At 67.0% G+C, this 21,575-nt stretch carries 20 protein-coding genes; 8 read left to right on the top strand and 12 right to left on the bottom strand.

Annotation, left to right across the window (positions count from 1 at the left end; all coding sequences use genetic code 11):
• Positions 1 to 7: 7 nt before the first annotated feature.
• Positions 8 to 1,066, bottom strand: coding sequence for an ABC transporter substrate-binding protein (locus ACTWJ5_RS23535; protein WP_249917416.1), 1,059 nt, complete (start codon positions 1,064 to 1,066; stop codon positions 8 to 10).
• Positions 1,067 to 1,415: 349 nt separating this feature from the next.
• Between ACTWJ5_RS23535 and ACTWJ5_RS23530 the strand changes: the two genes are divergently transcribed.
• The gene (locus ACTWJ5_RS23530) at positions 1,416 to 2,132 is read left to right on the top strand and encodes a UTRA domain-containing protein (protein WP_043271054.1); all 717 of its coding nucleotides are present in this window, start codon (positions 1,416 to 1,418) and stop codon (positions 2,130 to 2,132) included.
• A 311-nt stretch (positions 2,133 to 2,443) separates the two neighbouring features.
• Here ACTWJ5_RS23530 and ACTWJ5_RS23525 read toward each other — a convergent pair whose 3' ends face one another.
• The gene (locus ACTWJ5_RS23525) at positions 2,444 to 3,733 is read right to left on the bottom strand and encodes a M18 family aminopeptidase (protein WP_116423116.1); all 1,290 of its coding nucleotides are present in this window, start codon (positions 3,731 to 3,733) and stop codon (positions 2,444 to 2,446) included.
• Between the two features lie 784 nt (positions 3,734 to 4,517).
• Here ACTWJ5_RS23525 and ACTWJ5_RS23520 point away from each other — a divergent pair.
• Complete coding sequence (locus ACTWJ5_RS23520; protein ID WP_444436200.1) at positions 4,518 to 5,495, top strand: IS110 family transposase; 978 nt, start codon at positions 4,518 to 4,520, stop codon at positions 5,493 to 5,495.
• A 12-nt stretch (positions 5,496 to 5,507) separates the two neighbouring features.
• Here ACTWJ5_RS23520 and ACTWJ5_RS23515 read toward each other — a convergent pair whose 3' ends face one another.
• The 5 genes from ACTWJ5_RS23515 to minC all read right to left on the bottom strand — a co-directional run bounded on the left by ACTWJ5_RS23515 (position 5,508) and on the right by minC (position 8,787).
• Positions 5,508 to 6,086 (bottom strand): class I SAM-dependent methyltransferase, encoded by a 579-nt coding sequence (locus ACTWJ5_RS23515; RefSeq protein ID WP_444436669.1) that lies wholly within the window; start codon positions 6,084 to 6,086, stop codon positions 5,508 to 5,510.
• Positions 6,087 to 6,099: 13 nt separating this feature from the next.
• Entirely contained in the window at positions 6,100 to 6,735 is a 636-nt protein-coding gene (locus tag ACTWJ5_RS23510; RefSeq protein WP_444436668.1) for an RluA family pseudouridine synthase, read from the bottom strand.
• A gap of 66 nt (positions 6,736 to 6,801) precedes the next feature.
• Entirely contained in the window at positions 6,802 to 7,056 is a 255-nt protein-coding gene (gene minE, locus ACTWJ5_RS23505) for a cell division topological specificity factor MinE (protein ID WP_009620516.1), read from the bottom strand.
• Positions 7,053 to 7,868 carry a septum site-determining protein MinD gene (minD, locus tag ACTWJ5_RS23500; protein WP_009620514.1) on the bottom strand — a complete coding sequence of 272 codons (816 nt, stop codon included), beginning with the start codon at positions 7,866 to 7,868 and terminating at the stop codon, positions 7,053 to 7,055. The genes minE and minD overlap by 4 nt, the downstream gene beginning before the upstream one ends.
• Positions 7,869 to 7,929: 61 nt before the next feature.
• A complete protein-coding gene (minC, locus tag ACTWJ5_RS23495; protein ID WP_444436667.1) occupies positions 7,930 to 8,787 on the bottom strand; it encodes a septum site-determining protein MinC in 858 nt (285 codons plus the stop codon).
• A 159-nt stretch (positions 8,788 to 8,946) separates the two neighbouring features.
• Between minC and ACTWJ5_RS23490 the strand changes: the two genes are divergently transcribed.
• Both ACTWJ5_RS23490 and ACTWJ5_RS23485 read left to right on the top strand, forming a co-directional pair.
• Positions 8,947 to 9,876, top strand: a complete 930-nt coding sequence (locus ACTWJ5_RS23490; protein WP_444436666.1) for a lipid A biosynthesis lauroyl acyltransferase — start codon at positions 8,947 to 8,949, stop codon at positions 9,874 to 9,876.
• 122 nt (positions 9,877 to 9,998) lie between these two features.
• Entirely contained in the window at positions 9,999 to 11,147 is a 1,149-nt protein-coding gene (locus tag ACTWJ5_RS23485) for a patatin-like phospholipase family protein (protein WP_444439651.1), read from the top strand.
• 481 nt (positions 11,148 to 11,628) lie between these two features.
• On the opposite strand, the gene ACTWJ5_RS23480 is transcribed toward ACTWJ5_RS23485, so the two are convergent.
• The 4 genes from ACTWJ5_RS23480 to ACTWJ5_RS23465 all read right to left on the bottom strand — a co-directional run bounded on the left by ACTWJ5_RS23480 (position 11,629) and on the right by ACTWJ5_RS23465 (position 15,370).
• On the bottom strand, positions 11,629 to 12,486 hold the full coding sequence (locus ACTWJ5_RS23480; RefSeq protein WP_444436665.1) for a pirin family protein: 858 nt from the start codon (positions 12,484 to 12,486) through the stop codon (positions 11,629 to 11,631).
• A gap of 110 nt (positions 12,487 to 12,596) precedes the next feature.
• Positions 12,597 to 13,427, bottom strand: a complete 831-nt coding sequence (locus tag ACTWJ5_RS23475; RefSeq protein WP_116423121.1) for an MlaA family lipoprotein — start codon at positions 13,425 to 13,427, stop codon at positions 12,597 to 12,599.
• Entirely contained in the window at positions 13,428 to 14,774 is a 1,347-nt protein-coding gene (locus ACTWJ5_RS23470) for a serine/threonine protein kinase (RefSeq protein ID WP_074981600.1), read from the bottom strand. It abuts the gene before it with no gap.
• A gap of 110 nt (positions 14,775 to 14,884) precedes the next feature.
• On the bottom strand, positions 14,885 to 15,370 hold the full coding sequence (locus ACTWJ5_RS23465) for a GNAT family N-acetyltransferase (protein WP_043271035.1): 486 nt from the start codon (positions 15,368 to 15,370) through the stop codon (positions 14,885 to 14,887).
• Positions 15,371 to 15,542: 172 nt separating this feature from the next.
• On the opposite strand from ACTWJ5_RS23465, the gene ACTWJ5_RS23460 reads away from it, so the two are divergent.
• Positions 15,543 to 15,914, top strand: a complete 372-nt coding sequence (locus ACTWJ5_RS23460) for a hypothetical protein (protein ID WP_074981602.1) — start codon at positions 15,543 to 15,545, stop codon at positions 15,912 to 15,914.
• Between the two features lies 1 nt (position 15,915).
• On the opposite strand, the gene ACTWJ5_RS23455 is transcribed toward ACTWJ5_RS23460, so the two are convergent.
• The gene (locus ACTWJ5_RS23455; protein ID WP_444436664.1) at positions 15,916 to 17,529 is read right to left on the bottom strand and encodes a glycoside hydrolase family 17 protein; all 1,614 of its coding nucleotides are present in this window, start codon (positions 17,527 to 17,529) and stop codon (positions 15,916 to 15,918) included.
• Positions 17,530 to 17,775: 246 nt separating this feature from the next.
• Here ACTWJ5_RS23455 and ACTWJ5_RS23450 point away from each other — a divergent pair, with 246 nt between their 5' ends.
• The 3 genes from ACTWJ5_RS23450 (at position 17,776) to ACTWJ5_RS23440 (ending at position 21,563) form a co-directional block, all read left to right on the top strand.
• Complete coding sequence (locus ACTWJ5_RS23450; RefSeq protein ID WP_444436663.1) at positions 17,776 to 18,633, top strand: glycine betaine ABC transporter substrate-binding protein; 858 nt, start codon at positions 17,776 to 17,778, stop codon at positions 18,631 to 18,633.
• 966 nt (positions 18,634 to 19,599) lie between these two features.
• Positions 19,600 to 19,911 carry a DUF485 domain-containing protein gene (locus ACTWJ5_RS23445; protein ID WP_256512250.1) on the top strand — a complete coding sequence of 104 codons (312 nt, stop codon included), beginning with the start codon at positions 19,600 to 19,602 and terminating at the stop codon, positions 19,909 to 19,911.
• Complete coding sequence (locus ACTWJ5_RS23440) at positions 19,908 to 21,563, top strand: cation acetate symporter (protein WP_444436662.1); 1,656 nt, start codon at positions 19,908 to 19,910, stop codon at positions 21,561 to 21,563. Before ACTWJ5_RS23445 ends, ACTWJ5_RS23440 begins: the two co-directional genes overlap by 4 nt.
• Positions 21,564 to 21,575: the final 12 nt, after the last annotated feature.

The raw sequence follows: 21,575 nt of genomic DNA, 5'->3' as shown, positions 1-21,575 counted from the left end.
TGCCGCGTTACTGCATGTTGATGATCACGCTCTCCTGCCACATGCGCGGCAGGCGCTTGGAGGTCGCTTCCCAGGCCTGGCCGTCCTTGATCGGCTGGGCCTTGGCGTACTGCTCGTTGGGCAGCAGCTTGGCCTTGACCTCGGCCGGCAGCTGCAGGTGCTCGGCGCGGATCGGCCGGGCGTTGCCCTTGGCCAGGTTGATCTGCCCGGCGTCGCTGAAGATGTACTCGCGGGCCAGCTTGGCGGCGTTGGGGTGCTTGGCGTACTTGTTGATGATGGTGGTGTAGCCGGAGATCACCGAGCCGTCGGAGGGGATCAGCACCTCGAAGCGGCTGGGGTCGATCTGGTCGCGGTAGCTCAGGCCGTTGAAGTCCCAGACGATGCCGACTTCCACCTCGCCTTTCTCCAGGGTGTTGATCACCGGGTTGGTCAGCGACAGGCGGCCCTGCTTGGCCAACTGGGCGAAGAACTCCAGGCCCGGCTTGATGTTCTTCTCGTCGCCGCCGTTGGCGATGGCCGCGGCGAGCACGCCGTTGACCGCCTGGGCCGCGCTGCTGACGTCACCGATGGTGACCTTGTACTTGCCCTTGAGCAGATCGGCCCAGCTGCGCGGCACGTCCTTGACCAGTTGCTTGTTGACGATGAAGGCGATGGTCCCGGTGTAGGCCAGGGCCCAGTGGCCGTCCTTGTCCCTGGCCCAGTCCGGGACCTGGTCCCAGGTGCTCGGCTTGTAGGGCTGGCTGACGTCCTGTTGCACGGCGATGGGGCCGAAGGCGGCGCCGACGTCGCCGATGTCGGCGCTGGCGTTCTCGCCCTCGGCCTTGAACTTGGCCAGCTCCTGGGCCGAGCTCATGTCGGTGTCCATGTGCTTGAGCCCGTACTTGCTCTCCAGGTCCTTCCAGGTGTCCTTCCAGTTCGCCCAGCTGTCGGGCATGCCCACGCTGTTCACCTGGCCTTCCTTGCGCGCGGCCTGTTCCAGCGCCTGCAGGTCGGCCTCGGCGGCCATGGCGGTCGCGCTGCCCAGGGCAATCGCGGTTCCCAGCAGTGAAGCAAGCAAGCGTTTCATTCGGTGCTCCTTCGGTCATCGGGTTTGGCAGTCGGGCCCACGCCCCGGCAAGGGCGCGGCGCGTCGCTGGTCTAGATCAGCAAGACCCAGGCCAATCTACGAAGCGGGCATGACAATTTCGTGTCCGGGCGGCGGCATGGGGGTCAGCAGGCGGCGCCCGGATACAGCCTAGACCATGCACAAGACCTTGATGCGACGGGGCTATGCCGGGCCCGGGAGCTGGCATGGGGCCTGCTTGCCATGGCATTGTCACCGGACGGTCACCGGCGATTCCTACAGTGGAAGCTGCCGCCGGTTGCGGTGAAGTGCCCCAGGTTGGGGCTGGTCTAGTCCAGAAGAGGGAAACAGCATGCGCGACGAGGCGCTACCGACGGTGACGGCGATCTGCCGGGCGCTGCTGGAACAGATCGACAGCGGCCTGCTGCCGGCCGGCGGCAAGCTGCCGGCGGAGCGGCGCCTGAGCGAGCTGTTCGACACCACGCGCATCACCCTGCGCGAGGCGCTGACGCAGCTGGAGGCCCAGGGCCTGATCTACCGCGAGGAGCGCCGCGGCTGGTTCGTCTCGCCGCCGCGGCTGCTGTACAACCCGCTGGTGCGCAGCCACTTCCACGCGATGGTCGCCGGCCAGCAGCGGGTGCCGGCCACCGAGGTGCTGTCGGCGCGCCAACTGCCGGCCAGCCCGGCGATCTGCGCGCACCTGGAGCTGCCGGCGCTGTCCAGCGTCTACCAGATCCGCCGTGCACGAAGGGTGGACGGGCGGCTGGTGCTGTACGTGGAGCACTACCTGAACCCGGCCTACTTCCCCGGCATCCTCGACAACGACCTGCGCCAGTCGCTGACCGATCTCTACGCCAGCCGCTACGACATCCGCTACGGCCGCGTGCGCTTCGACATGGTCCCCACCGCCCTGCACGGCGAAGCCGCCAGCGCCCTGCGGGTGGCCGAGGGCAGCCCGGCGCTGCGCATCACCCGCATCAACCGCGACCAGCACGGCCGGGTGATCGACTGCGACCTGGAGTTCTGGCGGCACGATGCCATTCATGTGAGCGTGGAAGTGCCGGATTGAGGGGAGGGCTCTTCGTAGGAGCGAGCTTGCTCGCGAACCCGGACCTTCGTGCGTTTGGTCGACCTTCGCACCCTCTCCCCAGCCCTCGGCTGCGCGCCCCGCCCTGAAGGGAGAGGGGGCTTGTCCGTGCCGAGAAGAGGCCTGGTTTCAGCCGACAATCTCTGTGCTAGCCGGCTAACTCCAAACTATCCAAACACACCGAACGGTCCCCTCTCCCTTCAGGGAGAGGGTTAGGGAGAGGGGCGGACTTATCCCCAGGCATCTAGGTCAAGAGTTCGCGAGCAAGCTCGCTCCTACGAAAAGCCGCAGCCTCAAGGCAGCTCGGCACTGCCGTAGAACGCCCCCAGCACCTTGGCCAGGTAGCGCAGGTCGTGGCTGCCGGCCAGTTCGCGGATGCTGTGCATGGCGAAGGTCGGCAGGCCGATGTCGACGGTGCGCACGCCCAGCTGGCTGGCGGTGATCGGGCCGATGGTGGAGCCGCAGCCCATGTCGCTGCGGGTCACGAAGCTCTGCACCGGCACTTCGTTCTCCAGGCACAGGTGGCGGAAGTAGCCGGCGGTCTCGCTGCTGGTGGCGTAGCGCTGGTTGCTGTTGACCTTGATCACCGGGCCGCCGTTGAGCAGCGGGCCGTGGTTGCCGTCGTGCTTGTCGGCGTAGTTGGGGTGCACGCCGTGGGCGTTGTCGGCGGAGACCAGCAGCGAGCGCTGGATCACCCGCACGAAGGCGTCGCCGTCGGGCAGCAGGCGGCGCAGCACCTGCTCCAGGAAGGGGCCGTCGGCGCCGCAGGCCGAGCAGGAGCCGACTTCCTCGTGGTCGGTGCAGACCAGCACCGCGCTCTGCTCGTCGCCGCTGTCCAGCAGGGCTTCCAGGCCGGCGTAGCAGGACAGCAGGTTGTCCAGGCGGGCGCCGGCGATGAACTCGCCGCCCAGGCCCACCACCGCGGCGCGCTGGGTGTCGTAGAAGCTCAGTTCGTAGTCGAGGATGGCGTCGGCGATGATGCCGTGCTCGTTCTGCAGCTGTTCGCCGAGCAGGTCGCGGAAGTCGCGGGTTTCGCCGGCGGCCAGTTGGGCGAGGATCGGCGGCAGTTCGGTCTGGGCGTTGATCGCCCAGCCCTGGTTGGCCTCGCGGTTGAGGTGGATGGCCAGGTTGGGGATCACCGCGATGGGCGCGCGGAAGTCGATCAGGCGGCTTTCCACCTTGCCGGCCAGGCGGAAGGTGACGCGCCCGGCCAGGGACAGGTCGCGGTCGAACCAGGGCGCGAACAGGGCGCCGCCGTAGACCTCGACGCCCAGTTGCCAGTAGCCCTTACGGGCCAGTTCCGGGTTCGGCTTGACGCGCAGGCAGGGGCTGTCGGTGTGCGCGCCGACCAGGCGCAGGCCGTGCTCCAGCGGGGCGTTGCGGCCGAGCTTGAAGGCGATCAGCGAGGAGTCGTTGCGCGTCACGTAGTAGCGCCCGCCGGACTCGGTGCGCCAGGCGTCACGCTCGTCGAGGCGCTGGTAGCCGGCCTCTTCGAGGCGCCGGGCGAGGCTGGCGGTGGCGTGGAACGGCGTCGGCGAGGCCGCGAGGAAATCGATCAGGCCCTGGTTGAGATCTGCACGCATGGGAAACTCCGGACAACGATGGGCGGAAGTTTATCGCAAATGGCGGGGGCGGCGGGGCTGTGGCAGTGCCGGCGGGGATTCATCGCGGACTCCGTCCGCGATTCGCGCGCAGGGCGCGCTCCTACAGGGGAATGGCGCGGGTGGGGTGGCGTAGGAGCAGATCTCATCCGCGAATCGCGCCGGGACGTCCGGCTATCGCGGACAAGGTCCGCTCCTACGGGGGACGCCATGCCTCATGGTGAGTTGTAGGAGCGGGCCCTGCCCGCGATTTCGCGCGCAGGGCGCGCTCCTAGAGGGGAATGGCGCAGGTGGGGAGGCGTAGGAGCGGATCTCATCCGCGAAACGCGCCGGGATGTCCGGTTATCGCGGACAAGGTCCGCTCGGGGGCACCATGTCTCATGGTGAGTTGTAGGAGCGGGCCCCGCCCGCGATTTCGCGCGCAGGGCGCGCTCCTACAGGGGAATGGCGCGGGTGGGGCGGCGTAGGAGCGGATCTCATCCGCGAAACGCGCCGGGATGTCCGGCTATCGCGGACAAGGTCCGCTCCTTGTATGTCGACGACCCGCCATAACGGCGGGTAGTCTCCGGCTGATCACCGGAAGGAAGACCAGGAAGACGTGTCCGCTCCTAGGCTACGAGCCTGCACTGTAGATAGTCTCCTGCCTTCCCAATCCACTCGTGAGTCCGAACGGTATCTGGAGCCCCACCCCGGTGGTAGCTCGTATAGGCAAGGTTGGATGGAGTGGAGTGCTGATGATGTAAAGCTGTAAGAGGTAGCAGGAGTTATGGCCATCGTAGTTGGCGTGGATATCGCCAAGAAAACTTTCGACATTGCGGTTCTGCAGAGCAATGGCAAATACCGCACCAAAGGCAATCTGAGCAACGATCAGTCGGGCTTCAGCGTCTTTGACCAGTGGCTGCAAAAACATGCCGAGCCAGGGGCGTGGGTGGTGATGGAAGCCACCAACATCTATCACGAAGCTCTGGGCGATTATCTGTTGGCCCGGGGATATCGTGTCTGCGTGATGAATCCGGCACGTATCGCCAGCTATGCGCAAAGCCAGTTGCAACGGGTCAAGACCGACAAGGTCGACGCCAAGTTGATCGCCCTCTACGGCGCTCGGCATGCCGAGGATCTCCAGCTCTGGCAGCCGGACCCGGTGAGCGTGCGGCAACTCCGTGCGCTGGTACGGCGCTACGAAGAGCTCAAGGAGCTGTTCCAGATGGAAATCAACCGCCTGGAAACCGCCAAGAGCGACGTGGTGAAAGAGTCGATCCTGTCGGTCTCGGCCCATCTGGAACAGCAGATTGAACAGACGCTGGAAGCGATTCGCCAACATATCGACAACGATCCTGACTTGCGGGGCAAGCGCGATCTGCTGACGAGTATCGAGGGTATCAGCGACAAAACTGCAGCCCTGTTGCTGGCCGAACTTGGATCAATCAGCCGCTTCGAGAGTGCCCGGGCGGTCGTGGCTTTTGCAGGACTCAATCCGAGGCTCAGGGAATCCGGCCAACACAAGGGCCAGGTGAGGATCTCAAAGATCGGCTCACGCCTCTTGCGGGCAGGCCTGTTCATGCCAGCCATCTGTGCCATGAGCCATAACCAGGCGATACGGGCACTGCGTTTACGGCTCGAGGAGAAAGGCAAAGCGGGTAAACAGATCATCTGTGCTGCCATGCGCAAGCTGCTGCAGATCGCCTATGGCGTCCTCAAGTCGGGCCAGCCATACAATGTGGAACTGGCCCTTGCTCGAGGCTAGGTGACACGGTATCTACGGGCGCCGTGCCACCACGGCGAAGATATGCCAGTGCTTGGCACCACCGACGGCGGTCTTGCCTTGCCACTCGTGTTCTTCGAAGCGCAGCGTTTCCCAGCCCTCGAAAAGGGTTTGCACGGCTTCGCGGGTGTGGAAGCTCATGCCGTCGCGCCCCTGCCACTGGTCGCGTTCGCCGAAGAAGTGCCCGGCGAACAGCCCGCCACGCTCCAGGGCAGCCTCGATGCTTTGCCACAGGCGCGGGAAATCGGCAGGCGGGCAGAAGGGCAGGGCGAAGCTGCTGTTGATCAGCTGCGCGTTGGGCAGGGCGGTGTCCTGGAAGCGTTCGCAGCGGGTTCGCAGGCGTTCGGCCTGGCCTGTGGATAAACCTTCCGTCAGGTGACGCAGGCCGGCGGCGTTGCTGTCGATCGCCAGCACCCGCCAACCCTGGCGCAGCAGCTCATGGGTGTCGCGTCCCGAGCCGCAACCCAGGTCCAGGGCCAGGCCGGGCGCGCAGTGCCAGTGCTCCAGCGCCTGCAGCAGCGAGGGATGGGGCGGGGTGCCGCGGGTTGCCTGGTGGAAGTCTTGCCGGTCCATGGCGGGCTCCCGCTCAGAACGGCGCCGGCGACTCGAAGCGCAGGCGCTCGCCGGTCTGCGGGTGGGTCAGGCACAGCAGGCTGGCGTGCAGGCACAGGCGGTCGCGCAGGGCCAGGGCTTCGCCTTCGGCGTAGAGGCGGTCGCCGAGCAGTGGGTGGCCGATGGACAGCATGTGCACGCGCAGTTGGTGCGAGCGGCCGGTGATGGGGGTGAGTTCCACCCGGGCGTACTGGCCGCAGCGTTCCACCATGCGCCAGAAGGTCAGGGCGTGGCGGCCGTGTTCGTGGTCGACGATGTGCCGCGGCTTGTTCTCCGGGTCGTAGCGCAGCGGCAGTTCGATGCGCCCGCTGTCCAGCTCCGGTTCGCCCCAGCACAGGGCGGTGTAGGCCTTTTCGGTCTCGCGGTCGTGGAACTGCCGGGACAGCTCGCGGTGGCTGTCGGCGTCGCGGGCCAGCACCATCAGGCCGGAGGTTTCCCAGTCCAGGCGGTGGACGATGCGCGCTTCCGGGTAGCCGTTTTCCTGCAGGCGGGTGACCAGGCAGTCCTTGTTGTCCTCGGCGCGGCCGGGCACCGAGAGCAGCAGGGTGGGCTTGTTCACCACCAGCAGGGCGGCGTCCTGGTGGACGATCTGGATGTTCGACAGCGGCATGGGGCCTCGACAGCGGCTAGAAATGACTGCGGCGGCCGAGGCCGCCGCAGTTCACTCCGGGAACGATCAACGTTCCGGCAGAGTGATGTTGAGTTCCAGGATCGAGCAGCTGCCCTGGTTGGCCAGTTCCACCTGGACCTGTTCCTGGTCGATCGGCACGTATTTGCGGATCACTTCCAGCAGGTCTTTCTGCAGCTGCGGGAGGTAGTCCGGTTGCGAACGGTTGCCGCGCTCGTGGGCGACTATGATCTGGAGTCTTTCCTTCGCGATGGACGCGCTGTTCGGCGCTTTCCGGCTGCGAAAGAAGTCTAAAAGGCTCATTCACGTCCTCCGAACAGTCGTTGCAGGAATCCTTTCTTCTGCACATCGAGGAACCGATGTGGCATCTCTTTGCCCAGCAGGCGGTCGACCGCGTCGCTGTAGGCCTGGCCGGCGTCGCTCTGCTCGTCGAGGATGACCGGCACGCCCTGGTTCGAGGCCTTGAGCACGGCCTGCGACTCGGGGATCACGCCCAGCAGGCGGATCGCCAGGATTTCCTCGACGTCTTCCACGCCGAGCATCTCGCCCTTGGTGACGCGCTCGGGGTTGTAGCGGGTCAGCAGCAGGTGTTCCTTGATCGGCTCCTCGCCCTTCTCGGAGCGCGCCGACTTGCTGGCCAGCAGGCCGAGCATACGGTCGGAGTCGCGCACCGAGGAGACTTCCGGGTTGGTCACGACGATCGCCTCGTCGGCGAAGTACATGGCCAGGTGGGCACCCTTCTCGATGCCGGCCGGGGAGTCGCAGATGATGTATTCGAAGTTCTGTTTGAGTTCTTCCATGACCTTGCCGACGCCTTCCTGGGTCAGGGCGTCCTTGTCACGGGTCTGGCTGGCGGCCAGGACGAACAGGTTCTCGAGGCGCTTGTCCTTGATGAGGGCCTGGGTCAGCGTGGCTTCGCCGTTGATGACGTTGACGAAGTCATAAACCACGCGGCGTTCGCAGCCCATGATCAGGTCGAGGTTACGCAGGCCCACGTCGAAGTCGACGATGACGGTCTTGTGGCCGCGCAGGGCCAGGCCGGTGCCGATGGCGGCGCTGGTGGTGGTTTTACCGACGCCACCCTTACCGGAAGTGACTACGAGGATCTTGGCCAAGGTGATTCACCCCAAAGAAAAAACGAAGAGTTCTGGTCCCTGAAATTCGCGGCAGTATCCGTTAAAGGCGGGTGATGTTCAACACGTCTCCCGACAGGCTGACGTGTACCGCCTGCCCCCATTGCGGACTGCGCCTAAGGTCTTCTGCCACCTTGTAATTCCCGGCGATCGAGACCAGTTCGGCGCCCAGTTGCTGACAGAAGATTCGCGCGCTGGTGTCGCCCTTGACGCCGGCCAGGGCACGACCGCGCATCGGACCGTATACGTGGATGTTGCCGTCGGCCAGAAGTTCCGCACCGGGGCTCACGGGGGCCAGGACGATGAGGTCGCCGCCGGCGGCGTATATCTGTACGCCACCGCGCACCGGGCTGGTCACCAGCTTAGTCGGACGGACGGCCGGGGCGGAGGGCTCGGCAGGCTTTTCAGGGGCTTTTTCAGGCGCCGGGTCCGCGGTCTTGTCGCTGGCCTTGTCGATGGCTTTTTCGACCACCGGTTCGGCCAGCTTCTCGCTGCGCGGGCGGCGCACTATGCCGTCGTTCGCCGGGCCCGCGGTGGCGTCCTTGGGCTCCAGCGGGCGGTCGCGGGAGCCGGAGGGCGGCAGCACCGGGATGTCCAGCATGGTTGCCAGGCGCAGGTCTTCCTCGCGGTTGGCGCGGATGGCCAGGGTGCGCAGGCCGTGGCGGCGGCAGATGTCCAGCACGCCCTGCAGGTCGAGCTGGCCTTCGCCGCCGGGCAGCTTGTCCAGGGCCAGGACCAGGGGGGTGTCGCGGAAGAAGTTGGGAGCCTGGGCGACCTTGTCGGCGAGCTGACGGTCCAGGCGCGACAGGTCGTTGTGCGCCAGTTCCAGCACGGTGACGGCGAGCATGCTGCCCTTGAGCTGGAAAACGGGATCTTGGTCGAGGAGGTCGGCTTGGCTCATGGTCGCACTGCATCGCTAAATGGCCTCGACTTATAGCGAACCCTCCCGGCAGTCGCAAGCCTGGCGCGGGGCCAGGTGCGATAGTGGCACCGGGGCGGCGGCGCAAAGGCGGCGCTCGCGGTAGAATGCCGCCTTTGCCCGTCATTCCCGGAATCGTTCATGGACCGTCCCAGCTTTCGTGCCGCCTTCCTCCATCCGCGCTACTGGCCGCTGTGGCTGGGCCTGGGCGCGCTGTGGCTGGTGGTGCAACTGCCCTATCCGGCGCTGCTGGCGCTGGGGCGCGGCCTGGGCGCGCTGATGTACCGCGTGGTCGGCAGCCGCCGGGCGATCGCCGCGCGCAACCTGGAGCTGTGCTTCCCCGAGCTGTCCGCCGCCGAGCGCACCCGGCTGCTCAAGGCCAACTTCGCCTCCACCGGCATCGCCTTCTTCGAAATGGCCATGAGCTGGTGGTGGCCCCGGGAACGCCTGGCCAAGCTCGCCCATATAGAAGGCCTGGAGCACCTGCGCCAGGCCCAGGCCGAAGGCAAGGGCGTGATCCTCATGGCCATGCACTTCACCACCCTGGAGATAGGCGCGGCGCTGCTGGGCCAGGTGCAGACCATCGACGGCATGTACCGCGAGCACGACAACCCGGTGTTCGACTACGTGCAGCGCCGCGGCCGCGAGCGGCACAACCTGGACGCCAGCGCCATCGAGCGCGAGGACGTGCGCGCCATGCTCAAGGTGCTGCGCGCCGGGCGCGCCATCTGGTATGCCCCGGACCAAGACTACGGCGCCAAGCAGAGCCTGTTCGTGCCGCTGTTCGGCATCCAGGCCGCCACCGTCACCGCCACCACCAAGTTCGCCCGCCTGGGCCGCGCGCAGGTCATGCCCTTCACCCAGACGCGCCTGGCCGACGGTTCCGGCTACCGCCTGGTGGTGCACCCGCCGCTGCAGGACTTCCCCGGCGAGAGCGAGGAGGCCGACTGCCTGCGCATCAACCAGTGGGTGGAAGCCGAGATCCGCCAGCAGCCCGAGCAGTACCTCTGGGCCCACCGCCGCTTCAAGAGCCGCCCGGACGGCGCGCCGAAGCTCTACGACAAGCGCTGAATGCGGCGGCGGGCTTTACCGCGGCGGGCAGCGTTGCATACTGAAAAGTGCAGGACGCATCCAGGACTCCCGTCGTGACTGAATCCGCCGAGCCGCAACCCAACCTCCGCGCCGAACGCGCCATCACCGGCCTCATCCTTTCCGGCGGCGGTGCCCGCGCCGCCTACCAGGTGGGCGTGCTGGCGGCCATCGCCGAGCTGCTGCCGGAGGGCGCGGCCAATCCCTTCCCGGTCATCGTCGGCACCTCGGCCGGCGCCATCAACGCCGTGGGCCTGGCCTGTGGCGCGCTGTCCTTCCGCGAGGCCATCCACAGCCTGACGCGGGTGTGGAAGGGCTTCCACACCGGCCAGGTGTACCGCGCCGACTTCACCGGGGTGCTCGGCCAGGCCCTGCGCTTCCTCGGCCACAGCCTGCTGGGCCTGGGCCGGCGGCGGCCGGTGGCGCTGCTCGACAGCACGCCGCTGCGCCACCTGCTGGCCCGCGAGATGGACTTTTCCGGCATCAGCGCCGCCTTGCAGCAACGCAAGCTGCGCGCAGTGGCGGTGACCGCCTTCGGCTACGACTCCGGGCAGGCGGTGACCTTCTACCAGGGCCGCGCCACCATCGAGCCCTGGCTGCGCCACCGGCGCATCGGCGTGCCGACGCGGCTGCACCTGGAGCACCTGCTGGCCAGCTCGGCGATCCCGCTGCTGTTCGCCCCAGTGCGCATCAAGCGCGAGTTTTACGGTGACGGCGCGGTCCGCCAGCAGGCGCCGATCAGCCCGGCGCTGCACCTGGGCGCCAACCGCGTGCTGGTGATCGGCGTCAGCGGCAACCCGACGAACAACGGGCCTGACGAGGGCGCCGCCGACCTGGCCAGCGGGCGGCCGCCGACCCTGGCACAGATGGGCATCCACCTGCTCAACAGCACCTTCATCGATAGCCTGGAAGGGGATATCGAGGTGCTGCAGCGCGTCAATTACCTGGGCTCGCTGGTGCCCCAGGAGCGCCGCTGCCACGAGGCCGGGCTGCGCGAGGTGGAAGTGCTGCTGGTGTCGCCATCGCGACCGCTGGACGAGATCGCGGCCAAGCACCGCAAGGAACTGCCCTGGGCGGTGCGCCTGTTCCTGCGCGGCCCGGGCGCGACTCGGGCGAGCGGGGCGGGGGTGTTGAGCTACCTGCTGTTCGAGCGCGGCTATTGCCACGAGCTGATCCGCCTGGGCTACAAGGATGCGATGGACAAGCGTGCGGAGCTGGTGCGCTTTCTCGGGCTGGAGGAGCATTGTCTGTAGGGGAGGATCGCGGACGGAGCCCGCTCCTACGCTTCAGGCAAACACGTAACTGCCTTGCAGGCCACACCGGAGCGCTCTTCGTAGGAGCGAGCTTGCTCGCGAACCGCATGGCACGGCGTTTGTTCGCGAGCAAGCTCGCTCCTACGAAAAGCCATGCTCGCCTGCAACGAGCGGACCTTGTCCGCGATAGCCGGGCGTCCCGGCGCGATTCGCGGATGAGATCCGCTCCTACGCTGCCCCACCCACGCCGTACCCATGTAGGAGCGCGCCCTGCGCGCGAAATCGCGGGCAGGGCCCGCTCCTACAGGTTGCCGGGGGCACGGTATTCCTCCCCCGTAGGAGCGGACCTTGTCCGCGATAGCCGGGTGTCCCGGCGCGATTCGCGGATAAGATCCGCTCCTACGCTGCCCCACCCACGCCGTATCCATGTAGGAGCGCGCCCTGCGCGCGATTTCGCGGGCAGGGCCGCGACCCCGGCGGCTCAGACCGCCAGCACGCCATCCCGGTAATCGCGCAGGGCCTGTTCGATTTCCTCGCGGCTGTTCATCACGAAGGGCCCGTATTGCACGATCGGCTCGTTCAGCGGCTTGCCGGCCAGCAGCAGGACTCGCGCGCCCGTGTTGCTGTGCAACTTCACCGCGTCGCCTTCGCCCAGGCGCGCCAGGCGGTTGGTGCCGACTTCGCCGCCGCGCTCGGCCTGCACCTGCAGGCTGCCTTCGTAGACGTACAGCAGCGTGCGGTGGCTGGCCGGCAGGTTGAGGCCGATGTCGGCGCCGGCCGGCAGCTTCAGGTCGTAGTAGTGCGGTTCGCTGTCCGGGCGCTGCACGGCGCCGTCGAGTTGCACCTGGCCGTCGTTGAAGCGCCCGGCGATCACGGTCACTTCCACGCCGTTGGCGGTGGTAGTGCGCGGTACGTCTTGCGGCTCGATGTCGCGGTAGCCGGCCGGGCCGAGCTTGCTCTTGCCGGGCAGGTTCAGCCACAGCTGGAAGCCGCGCATGGCGCCTTGCTCCTGCTCGGGCATCTCGCTGTGGATGATGCCGTGGGCGGCGGTCATCCACTGCACGCCACCGGGCTTTAGCAGGCCTTCGTTGCCCAGGTGGTCGCGGTGGCGCATGCGCCCTTCGAGCATGTAGGTCACGGTCTCGAAGCCGCGGTGCGGGTGGTCGGGGAAGCCGCCGATGTAGTCGTCGGGGTTCTGCGTGTCGAACTGGTCGAGCATCAGGAAGGGATCGAAGCGTTCGATGCCCGGGCCGCCGATCACGCGGGTCAGGCGCACGCCGGCGCCGTCGGAGGCGGGGCGGCCGATGTGCAGGTCGATCAGGTTGCGCAGCTGGGTCATGGGGGACCTCCTCGTTCAGGCATGGAGGCCATGGTAGTCCCGCTGATTGAATGAATGGTTGCGAGTTTTGCGGGCCGAATATCGAATTTGTCGATATTCGGCCCGCCCACTCATTCGCCGATCTGCAGCTTGCGCGCCTCGGTATAGAAGTAGCGCAGCTTCTCGTACTCGAAGGGCGTGTTCATCTGCCCGTAGCGGAAGCTGTTGCTGTAGCGCCGGTCGATGACCTCCAGGGTGGGGATTTCCCAGTAGTCGCCGCTGGCGCTGGCCACGCCCAGGTAGTCCACCTGCTGGCCGGCGACGAAGTCGGTGACCAGCCCGCCGGTGTCGCGCAGGTTGGACGGGCCGAGGATCGGCAGCATCAGGTAGGGGCCGGCGGGCACGCCGTAGAAGCCGAGGGTCTGGCCGAAGTCCTCGGGTTGCCGCGGCAGGCCCATGCGGGTGGCCGGGTCCCACAGGCCGAGCACGCCGAAGGTGGTGTTGAACAGCAGCCGCGCGGTGGTGTTCATGGCCCGCTTGCCCTTGAACTGCAGCAGGCTGTTGAGCAGGCTCGGCACCTCGGCGATGTTGCTGAAGAAGTTGCTCACGCCGCTGCGCACGAAGCGTGGGGTGACGTACTCGTAGCCGTGCACCACGGGCAGGAACACCCACTCGTCGAAGCGGTAGTTGAAGTGGTAGACGCGGCGGTTCCACGACTCCCAGGGGTCGTAGACGTTGAGTGCGCTGAGGGTGGCGCGTTCGAACTCGCGCTGGTCCAGGCCGGGGTTGAACTTGAGCGCGTCCAGCGGGTGCTTGAAGCCGTCGGCGTCGGGCGTCAGCTGCACCTGCTTGGCGGCCGAGGGCGGCACGGCGGGCGCCGGGCCGAGGTCGGAGGCGTTGTCGGCGTGGGCCAGCGCGCTGCCCAGCAGCAGGGCCAGCAGCCAGGGGGATCGGCGGGTCATCTAGCGCTTTCCTGTGTCGGCGGCGGCCTGCAGCGTGGCGTCCTGGCCGCGGAAGAAGTCCAGCATGTCCTGGGCGTTGACCCGGTAGTTGAGGTTGCCGCAATGGCCGCCCAGCGGGTACAGCGTCAGCCGGTCGCCGAAGGTGCGGCGCAGGAAGCCGATGTCGCCGGGGCCGAGGATGACGTCGTCGGCGTTGTGCATCACGGCGATCTTCGGCGTGTCGTGCAGGTACTGCTGCAGGGCGTACAGGCTGGTCTGCTGGATCAGCTGCGGCAGGCTGCCGCCGCCATGGCGCTTGCGCCACATGGGGATCAGCTGCTCGACCATGTAGCAGTCGAAGTCGCATTGCAGCGCGCGCTTGAAGAAGGGTTCCAGGCTGGTGCCCTCGTTGATCGGGTAGTGCGGCGGGGTGACCAGCCCGCGCTGGTTGATCAGGTCCGAGGTGAAGGCGATGTCGGCGGAGGAGAAGCGGAAGGTCGTGCCGATCAGCATGGCCATCTCTTCGTTGGTCAGGTGCTGCCTGGAGTGCTGGAAGTCATAGAGGAAGGCATCGTTGAGGTCGATGTAGCCCTTCTGCTGGAAGTAGCGCGTCAGCTTGCCGAGCACCAGCTGGTAGTAGGTCCTGGAGTCGGTGATGCCCTTGACCTGGGTCTGCACCAGGCGGTCGAGGTTGCTCACCGAGGTGTAGAGGTTCACCGGCGGGTTGAGCAGCAGCACGCGCTTGAAGTTGAAGCTGCGGCGGGTTTCGTCGAGGTGGCTGACGAAGGCCGCGTGCAGCGCGCCGAGGCTGTAGCCGGTGAGGTAGTAGCCGGTGATCGGCAGGCTCGGGTGCTGGGCGCGCACCGCCTGCATCACCCGGTACAGGTCGTCGGCGTCGTCGGGGCTGTAGCCGGGGGTGGCACGCATCGAGGCGCCGGCCATGAAGTCCCAACTGGTCGGCGAGGAAATCTGCACCACGTGGTAGCCGGCGCCGTAGAACAGGCGCTTGAGGTACTCCGGGGTGCTGCTGAGGTAGCTGGCGCCGGTGCCGGCGATGATGAACACCAGAGGCGCCGGGTGGTCCTGGCGGGCCAGGCGGTAGTGCAGCTTCTTCACCGGCCAGAAGTTGTCCGGCAGCTGGAACTCGCGCTCCGGACGCAGCTTGAGGGCGTAGTCGTGCTGGTCGATGTCGGCATCGTCCGGCAGCTGCGGGCGCAGCTCCGCCGGGGTGGTGGCGATGGTCGCTTCGAAGGGGTTGCCCAGGGGGTAGCCGTAACTGGCCGGGTCGACATCCCTGGCGAGCGCCGGACCTGCGAAGCCCATGACGAGGCTGCCGAGCAGGGCAGCCACGCGCGTAAGCAGAGGCATGCGGTGGATTCCTTTCAGTAGGACGCGAAATGCAGTGAAACCGAGCACTATGACAAGTGCAAGTTCTACAAGTGCTGTAGGACGCGTCCGGAATCCTCTTGGGTGGTCGTTCAGTCGCGCCGGCCGAGGCGGGCGAGGGCATCGCCGGCCAGGCGGTAGACGGTCCATTCGTCCAGGGGCACGGCGCCCAGGCTGCGGTAGAAGCCGATGGCCGGTTCGTTCCAGTCCAGCACCGACCACTCCAGGCGCCCGCACTTGCGTTCCACCGCCAGGCGCGCCAGTTCGCTCAGCAGCGCCTTGCCCAGGCCCAGGCCACGGGCGCTGGGGCGCACGTAGAGGTCTTCGAGGTAGATGCCGGGCTGGCTCAGCCAGGTGGAATAGTTGTGGAAGAACAGCGCGAAGCCGGCGCCGACGCCGTCCACCTCGCCGATCAGCACCTCGGCGTAGGGGCGCGGGCCGAACAGGTGCTCGTGCATGCGCCCGGCGTCGGCCTTGTTCTCGTGGGACAGGCGTTCGTACTCGGCCAACTCGGCGATCAGTTCGAGGATCAGCGGGACGTCGTCGGGGCGGGCGGGGCGCAGCTGGATGCGGGACATGCTCATCTCCTGGTGAAGCGGACCGCCGAGCATGCCGTGCCGGCCCGGCGCTGGCAACCTCGGCGGTGCGGGATGCGCAGCTGCTGCAGCCGCCCACGCCAGGGGGCTGCGCCTCTTGCATCGGCCCCCGCGCTGGTTATGCTGGGCGCCCTTCGCCCGTGGAAGTGGCGCCATGCCTTCACGTTCATCGCTGATCCTGCTCTGCCTCGTCGCGCTCTGGCTGGCCGCCTGCTATGGCGTGCGCTTCGGCCTGCTGGAAAACGGCAGTTGGGTGGACGTGTGCGCCGACGATGCGGCGCTGTGGGCGTGCCAGGCGCGCTCCGGGCTGGGCCTGCTGATCCATTTCGGGGTGTTCGGCCAGGCGGCGCTGGCGGCGTCCGTGCCGGCCTTTCTGCTGCCAGGGCGCATCGGCTGGTGGCTGGCGGCCCTGGCGCTGTTCGTCGGCCTGCTGGCGCTGGTGTTCTACAGCGTGAGCATGGCGGTGTTCGCCGTGGTGCTGGCCGGGCTGCGCCTGGTGCGCCAGCCGCGCCCGGCGCGGGCCTGAGTCAGGCGGCCGGCGCCGAGGCTGCGGCCGCCACGCACCTTTCCTGGCGCAGGCCGCGCCACAGGGCGCCGGCGAGCAGCAGGGCGATCCCCGCCCAGATCAGCGCCTGGCGGTTGCCCAGCCCTTCCAGCACGAGTTGCGGGACTATGCCCGCGGCGATCAGCAGCGCCAGCAGGCCGGCCTCGCGGCGTGGCGCGGTCGCCGGCCGGCAGAGGTAGACCAGCGCCGGGAACAGCAGCGCCGCGTTGGGGAAGTTGCGGTAGCGCGCGTCGAACACCAGGGCCAGCATCCACACCGCGCCGGCGAAGCCGCTGGCCAGCAGCCACCAGCCGCCGCGGGTCTCCAGCCAGGCCAGCAGGCGCGCGCGCCAACCGGCCCCGGCGCCCAGCGCCAGGGAGAGGTGTGCCAGCACCAACAGGTTGAGCAGCACCAGGTACGCCGCCCACAGCCATTCGTCGAGGAAGGTGCAGATCACTTGGGCCTGGGCGCCCCACAGGCCGACGCAGGCAGCGCCGAGGGCGGCAGCCAGTGGCTGCAGCAGGGCGTCTCGGGCGCGGGCCGGGCGACCGCCGAGCAGCAGCGCGGCGCCCCACAGGGCTAGCGACAGTGCCAGCCAGCGCGGCCAGTCCGGCTGGTTGGAAACCGGCCCGGCGAGCACGTTCTTGTCCTGCCGGTCGGCGTCGAACAGGCCCCAGTAGCCACCCACGGCGCCCTCGATACGGCGCTTCCACGGCTGGTCGAAGGCCTCGATCAGGTTGTAGCGCCAGCCGTGCTCCTCGGCCAGGCGCACGAAGTCGCGGATGTAGCGCGCCTCGTTGACGCGGCTGGGCAGGGCGGTCTGGCGCTGGCGGCCCTCGCTGGGCCAGCCGGTCTCGCCGATCAGGATGGCCTTGCCGGGGAAGGCCTGGTCGAAGCGCCGGCGGATGTCCGCGACGTGCTCCAGGGCGCCGTCGATGCCGCTGGGTTGGTTGTCCCAGTAGGGCAGCAGGTGCAGGGTGATGAAGTCGACGCCGCCGGCCAGCTGCGGGTGCTTGAGCCAGTATTCCCAGACCTCGGCATAGGACACCGGCTGGCGCACCTGGCTTTTCACCCGCGCCAACAGGCCGTCGAGGTACTTGCTGGTGACTTCCTGGCGCAGCAGCGTCTCGTTGCCGACGATCACCGCCTGGACCACGTCGGGGTAGGCGTTGGCCGCCGCTATCAGCTTCTGCACCTCGCGTTCGCTGTCGGCGGGGATGGCGTTGATCCAGGCGCCGAGGATCAGCTTCAGGCCATGCTTGCGCGCCAGCTCGGGAATGCCCTCCAGGCCGCTCATGGAATAGGTGCGCACGCAGGTGAAGCGCGTCGCCAGCAGCGCCAGGTCGGCGTCCATCTGCGCCGGGCGCAGGGTGAAGGGCTGGTCGAAGGGCGACTGGTCCTTGCCGAAGGGGCTGTAGGAGGCGCACTGCAGCTTGTGCGTGGGGCCGGCCGCGTCGGGCAGGACGATGGCGCGGCCTTGCAGGTACCAGGTGGCGCAGAGGGCAAGGGTGGCCAGGAGCAGACCGAGACAGTAGGCTGAAAAAGGATGGCGCTGGAATCTGGGCATGGGCGCGGTGCTTTCGAGCAGGTCGCGCATCTTAGCAATGCCCCGCCTCCGGCGTCTGTGCAGACGAGCGTGGGATGGCTCTCTGGCATCAGTGGGGGACACGAGCATGTCGTAAATGCTCCGTGGTTGTCGCAATTGGACAGTCGTTGTCGCGTACCGGCAGGTTGCGCGTCGTTCTCGGAGCAGCCCGCCAGCCCCTCGCGCCGATGATGGAGGGGCGGCCAAGACCGTCCCGGAGCGCTCGTTCCGGTGAACCTAGAACAAGGGGAGACTCTTATGCGAATGATGCGACGACTGATGGGCCTGGGTGCGGGGCTCGTGCTGTCGGCGGCAGCGGGCCTGGCCGGTGCGGCGGCCAAGCCGGAGATCACCATCGGCTACGTGGATGGCTGGTCGGACAGCGTGGCGACCACCCACGTGGCCGCCGAGGTGATCCGCGAGAAGCTCGGCTACCCGGTCAAGCTGATGCCGGTGGCGGCCGGGATCATGTGGCAGGGCGTGGCCCGCGGCAAGCTCGATGCCATGCTCTCGGCGTGGCTGCCGGTGACCCACGGCGCCTACTACGAGAAGATGAAGAGCCAGGTGGTCGACCTGGGTGTCAACTACCCCGGGGCGAAGATCGGCCTGATCGTGCCGGAGTACGTCAAGGCCAACAGCATCGAAGACCTCAAGGCGATGAAGGACGACTTCGGCGGCCGTATCGTCGGCATCGACGCCGGCGCCGGGGTGATGCTCAAGACCGACCAGGCGATCAAGGACTACGGCCTGGACTACAAGCTGGTGGCCAGCTCCGGCAGCGGCATGATCGCCGAGCTGACCCGCGCCGAGAACGACAAGAAGGCGGTGGCGGTGACCGGCTGGATTCCGCACTGGATGTTCGCCAAGTGGAAGCTGAAGTTCCTCGATGATCCGAAGAAGGTCTACGGCGAGGAAGAGCACGTCGACAGCGTGGCCAACCCGGCGCTGGAGAAGAAGGCCCCGGAAGTCTGGGCGCTGCTGAAGAAACTGCAGTGGAAGGACGGCGCGGAGATCGGCCAGGTGATGCTCGCCATCCAGGACGGCGCCAAGCCTGAGGAGGCTGCCAAGCAGTGGGTGGCCAGCAACCCGGATCGGGTGAAGGAGTGGACGCAGTAGGGCTTTGCCTGGCCTGGCGGTAGGTTGCTGCTGGGGCTGGTAGAGGTTGTGAGGAGAGCCGCTTCTCTTTTTGGGGGAGCGGCTTTTTTGTTTGGGGAGTGGGGGGCGGTGGTTGTGGTGTTGGGGTCAAGAGCGCCCTCTCCCCAACCCTCTCCCGCAAGCGGGAGAGGGGGCTGTTCGGAGTGGGTGGGGAGTTTGGAGTCATCCTGGAACGCCTAACCCTACCCCGTCATTCCCGCGAACGCGGGAACCCAGTGACGGCCAGGTTCGCGAGCAAGCTCGCTTCTACGAAAAGCAAAAGCACGTCCGCTCTGGCTTTTGCTTTTGGGATTTCCAGAGAAACCTCCGCGCACTCCGAAACGCCCCTTCAGAAGGCCGAGCGAAACCGGCGCTCAGGAGGTCATGCGACATGGATGTCGCGAGAGCCCCGCGGGCTACAGGGACGTACCCTCGGGGCGGGCCTCCGTGGCGGGGGAATTCGTGAGGGTAGCCCGGCTTTATCGGGCCCGTATGTCGGGGCAAGCCTTTTTGGTTCCTTTTGTGGCGTTTGACAAAAGGGACTCGCCCGAGGGGGCGAAACGAGAAATCTCCGCAGACTCGGAGCGGCGCGCTACACCGAGCCCCAACTCAAAAAAGTCTCTGGGTTCCCGCATTCGCGGGAATGACGGTGGTGGGAGGATGGCGCCTGACCGACGCATCGCTCAGGACAGCCCCCTCTCCCTTCAGGGAGAGGGTTGGGGAGAGGGCGCTCTCAACCCCAACACCGCAGCCACCGACAAACCCCATTCGCGAGCAAGCCCGCTCCTACAGACATCCCCACCAAGACTCCGCCACTCCCACGCCGAAGGCTCTAGCCAGCACCTCCCAGCCCGCTACGACTAAAGTCGTCTGGAGGCCTTGCACCAGAGTCCTAAAGTGGGGATCGACGACATCCGCGTCATCCCCCGCTGTGAGGACAAGAACAAAATGAACGACAGCATCTACCAGCGGATTGATACCAATCCGCGCTTCAAGGAACTGGTGGCCAAACGCGAGCGATTCGCCTGGCTGCTCTCACTGATCATGCTGGGCCTGTACGTGGCCTTCATCCTGCTGATCGCATTCGAACCGCAAGTGCTGGGCGCCAAGGTGAGCCCCGATTCCTCGGTGACCTGGGGCATTCCCATCGGCGTCGGGCTGATTCTGTCCGCCTTCGTCCTCACCGGCATCTACGTGCGCCGCGCCAATGGCGAGTTCGACCGCCTGAACCAGGAAGTCCTCAAGGAGGTCCAGCAATGATCGCCCGCCTGTTCGCGGCCCTCGGCCTGGCCGCCTTCGCCCCCGCCCTCTGGGCCGACGCCCTGACCGGCGACGTGCAGCGCCAGCCGATCAACGTCTCGGCGATCATCATGTTCGTCGCCTTCGTCGGCCTCACCCTGTGCATCACCTACTGGGCCTCCAAGCGCAGCAAGTCGGCCGCCGACTTCTACACCGCAGGCGGCAGCATCACCGGCTTCCAGAACGGCCTGGCGATCGCCGGCGACTACATGTCCGCCGCGTCCTTCCTGGGGATTTCCGCGCTGGTGTTCACCTCCGGCTACGACGGCCTGATCTACTCCATCGGCTTCCTCGTGGGCTGGCCGATCATCCTCTTCCTGATCGCCGAGCGCCTGCGCAACCTCGGCAAGTACACCTTCGCCGACGTGGCTTCCTACCGCCTCAAGCAGAAGAACATCCGCACCCTGTCCGCCTGCGGCTCGCTGGTGGTGGTGGCCTTCTACCTGATCGCGCAGATGGTCGGCGCCGGCAAGCTGATCGAACTGCTGTTCGGCTTGAACTACCACGTCGCCGTGGTCATGGTCGGCATCCTGATGGTGCTCTACGTGCTGTTCGGCGGCATGCTGGCCACCACCTGGGTACAGATCATCAAGGCCGTGCTGCTGCTGTGCGGCGCCTCCTTCATGGCGATCATGGTGCTCAAGCACGTCAACTTCGACATCAGCGCGCTGTTCTCCGAAGCCATCAAGGTGCACCCCAAAGGCGAGGCCATCATGAGCCCCGGCGGCCTGGTGAAGGACCCGATCTCGGCCTTCTCCCTGGGCTTCGCGCTGATGTTCGGCACCGCCGGCCTGCCGCACATCCTGATGCGCTTCTTCACCGTCAGTGACGCCAAGGAAGCCCGCAAGTCGGTGTTCTTCGCCACCGGTTTCATCGGCTACTTCTACATCCTGACCTTCATCATCGGCTTCGGCGCCATCGTGCTGGTGAGCACCAACCCGGCCTTCAAGGACGCCGCCGGCGCCCTGATCGGCGGCAACAACATGGCCGCCGTGCACCTGGCCGACGCCGTGGGCGGCAGCCTGTTCCTGGGCTTCATCTCCGCGGTGGCCTTCGCCACCATCCTCGCGGTGGTCGCCGGCCTGACCCTGGCCGGTGCCTCGGCGGTGTCCCACGACCTGTACGCCAGCGTGATCAAGGGCGGCAAGGCCAACGAGAAGGACGAGCTGCGCGTGTCGAAGATCACCACCGTCGCCCTGGGCGTGGTCGCGATCATCCTCGGCATCCTGTTCGAGAAGCAGAACATCGCCTTCATGGTCGGCCTGGCCTTCTCCATCGCCGCCAGCTGCAACTTCCCGGTGCTGCTGCTCTCGATGTACTGGAAGAAGCTGACCACCCGCGGCGCCATGATCGGCGGCTGGATGGGACTGATCACCGCGGTGGTGCTGATGATCCTCGGCCCGACCATCTGGGTGCAGATCCTCGGCCACGAGAAAGCCATCTACCCGTTCGAATACCCGGCGCTGTTCTCCATGGCCGTGGCCTTCATCGGCATCTGGTTCTTCTCCATCACCGACAAGTCGGCGGCGGCGGACGAGGAGCGCGCACGCTTCTTCCCGCAGTTCATCCGCTCGCAGACCGGCCTGGGCGCCAGTGGCGCAGTAGCCCACTGATGCCTCGCGGCT

Source organism: Pseudomonas sp. A6 (genome assembly GCF_052367875.1).
GTDB lineage: Bacteria > Pseudomonadota > Gammaproteobacteria > Pseudomonadales > Pseudomonadaceae > Pseudomonas > Pseudomonas citronellolis.
This window is presented reverse-complemented; position numbering and strand designations above follow the sequence as displayed.

What these genes read in the sequence shown, in the direction of transcription:
- ACTWJ5_RS23525 (WP_116423116.1), bottom strand. Translation starts at nt 3,733, where the DNA reads ATGCGTGCAGATCTCAACCAGGGCCTGATCGATTTCCTCGCGGCCTCG.
- ACTWJ5_RS23455 (WP_444436664.1), bottom strand. Translation starts at nt 17,529, where the DNA reads ATGCGCGACCTGCTCGAAAGCACCGCGCCCATGCCCAGATTCCAGCGC.
- minE (WP_009620516.1), bottom strand. Translation starts at nt 7,056, where the DNA reads ATGAGCCTTTTAGACTTCTTTCGCAGCCGGAAAGCGCCGAACAGCGCG.
- ACTWJ5_RS23470 (WP_074981600.1), bottom strand. Translation starts at nt 14,774, where the DNA reads ATGCCTCTGCTTACGCGCGTGGCTGCCCTGCTCGGCAGCCTCGTCATG.
- ACTWJ5_RS23450 (WP_444436663.1), top strand. Translation starts at nt 17,776, where the DNA reads ATGCGAATGATGCGACGACTGATGGGCCTGGGTGCGGGGCTCGTGCTG.
- ACTWJ5_RS23465 (WP_043271035.1), bottom strand. Translation starts at nt 15,370, where the DNA reads ATGTCCCGCATCCAGCTGCGCCCCGCCCGCCCCGACGACGTCCCGCTG.
- ACTWJ5_RS23475 (WP_116423121.1), bottom strand. Translation starts at nt 13,427, where the DNA reads ATGACCCGCCGATCCCCCTGGCTGCTGGCCCTGCTGCTGGGCAGCGCG.
- ACTWJ5_RS23460 (WP_074981602.1), top strand. Translation starts at nt 15,543, where the DNA reads ATGCCTTCACGTTCATCGCTGATCCTGCTCTGCCTCGTCGCGCTCTGG.
- ACTWJ5_RS23490 (WP_444436666.1), top strand. Translation starts at nt 8,947, where the DNA reads ATGGACCGTCCCAGCTTTCGTGCCGCCTTCCTCCATCCGCGCTACTGG.
- ACTWJ5_RS23535 (WP_249917416.1), bottom strand. Translation starts at nt 1,066, where the DNA reads ATGAAACGCTTGCTTGCTTCACTGCTGGGAACCGCGATTGCCCTGGGC.
- ACTWJ5_RS23445 (WP_256512250.1), top strand. Translation starts at nt 19,600, where the DNA reads ATGAACGACAGCATCTACCAGCGGATTGATACCAATCCGCGCTTCAAG.
- minC (WP_444436667.1), bottom strand. Translation starts at nt 8,787, where the DNA reads ATGAGCCAAGCCGACCTCCTCGACCAAGATCCCGTTTTCCAGCTCAAG.
- ACTWJ5_RS23440 (WP_444436662.1), top strand. Translation starts at nt 19,908, where the DNA reads ATGATCGCCCGCCTGTTCGCGGCCCTCGGCCTGGCCGCCTTCGCCCCC.
- ACTWJ5_RS23520 (WP_444436200.1), top strand. Translation starts at nt 4,518, where the DNA reads ATGGCCATCGTAGTTGGCGTGGATATCGCCAAGAAAACTTTCGACATT.
- ACTWJ5_RS23480 (WP_444436665.1), bottom strand. Translation starts at nt 12,486, where the DNA reads ATGACCCAGCTGCGCAACCTGATCGACCTGCACATCGGCCGCCCCGCC.
- ACTWJ5_RS23530 (WP_043271054.1), top strand. Translation starts at nt 1,416, where the DNA reads ATGCGCGACGAGGCGCTACCGACGGTGACGGCGATCTGCCGGGCGCTG.
- ACTWJ5_RS23515 (WP_444436669.1), bottom strand. Translation starts at nt 6,086, where the DNA reads ATGGACCGGCAAGACTTCCACCAGGCAACCCGCGGCACCCCGCCCCAT.
- ACTWJ5_RS23510 (WP_444436668.1), bottom strand. Translation starts at nt 6,735, where the DNA reads ATGCCGCTGTCGAACATCCAGATCGTCCACCAGGACGCCGCCCTGCTG.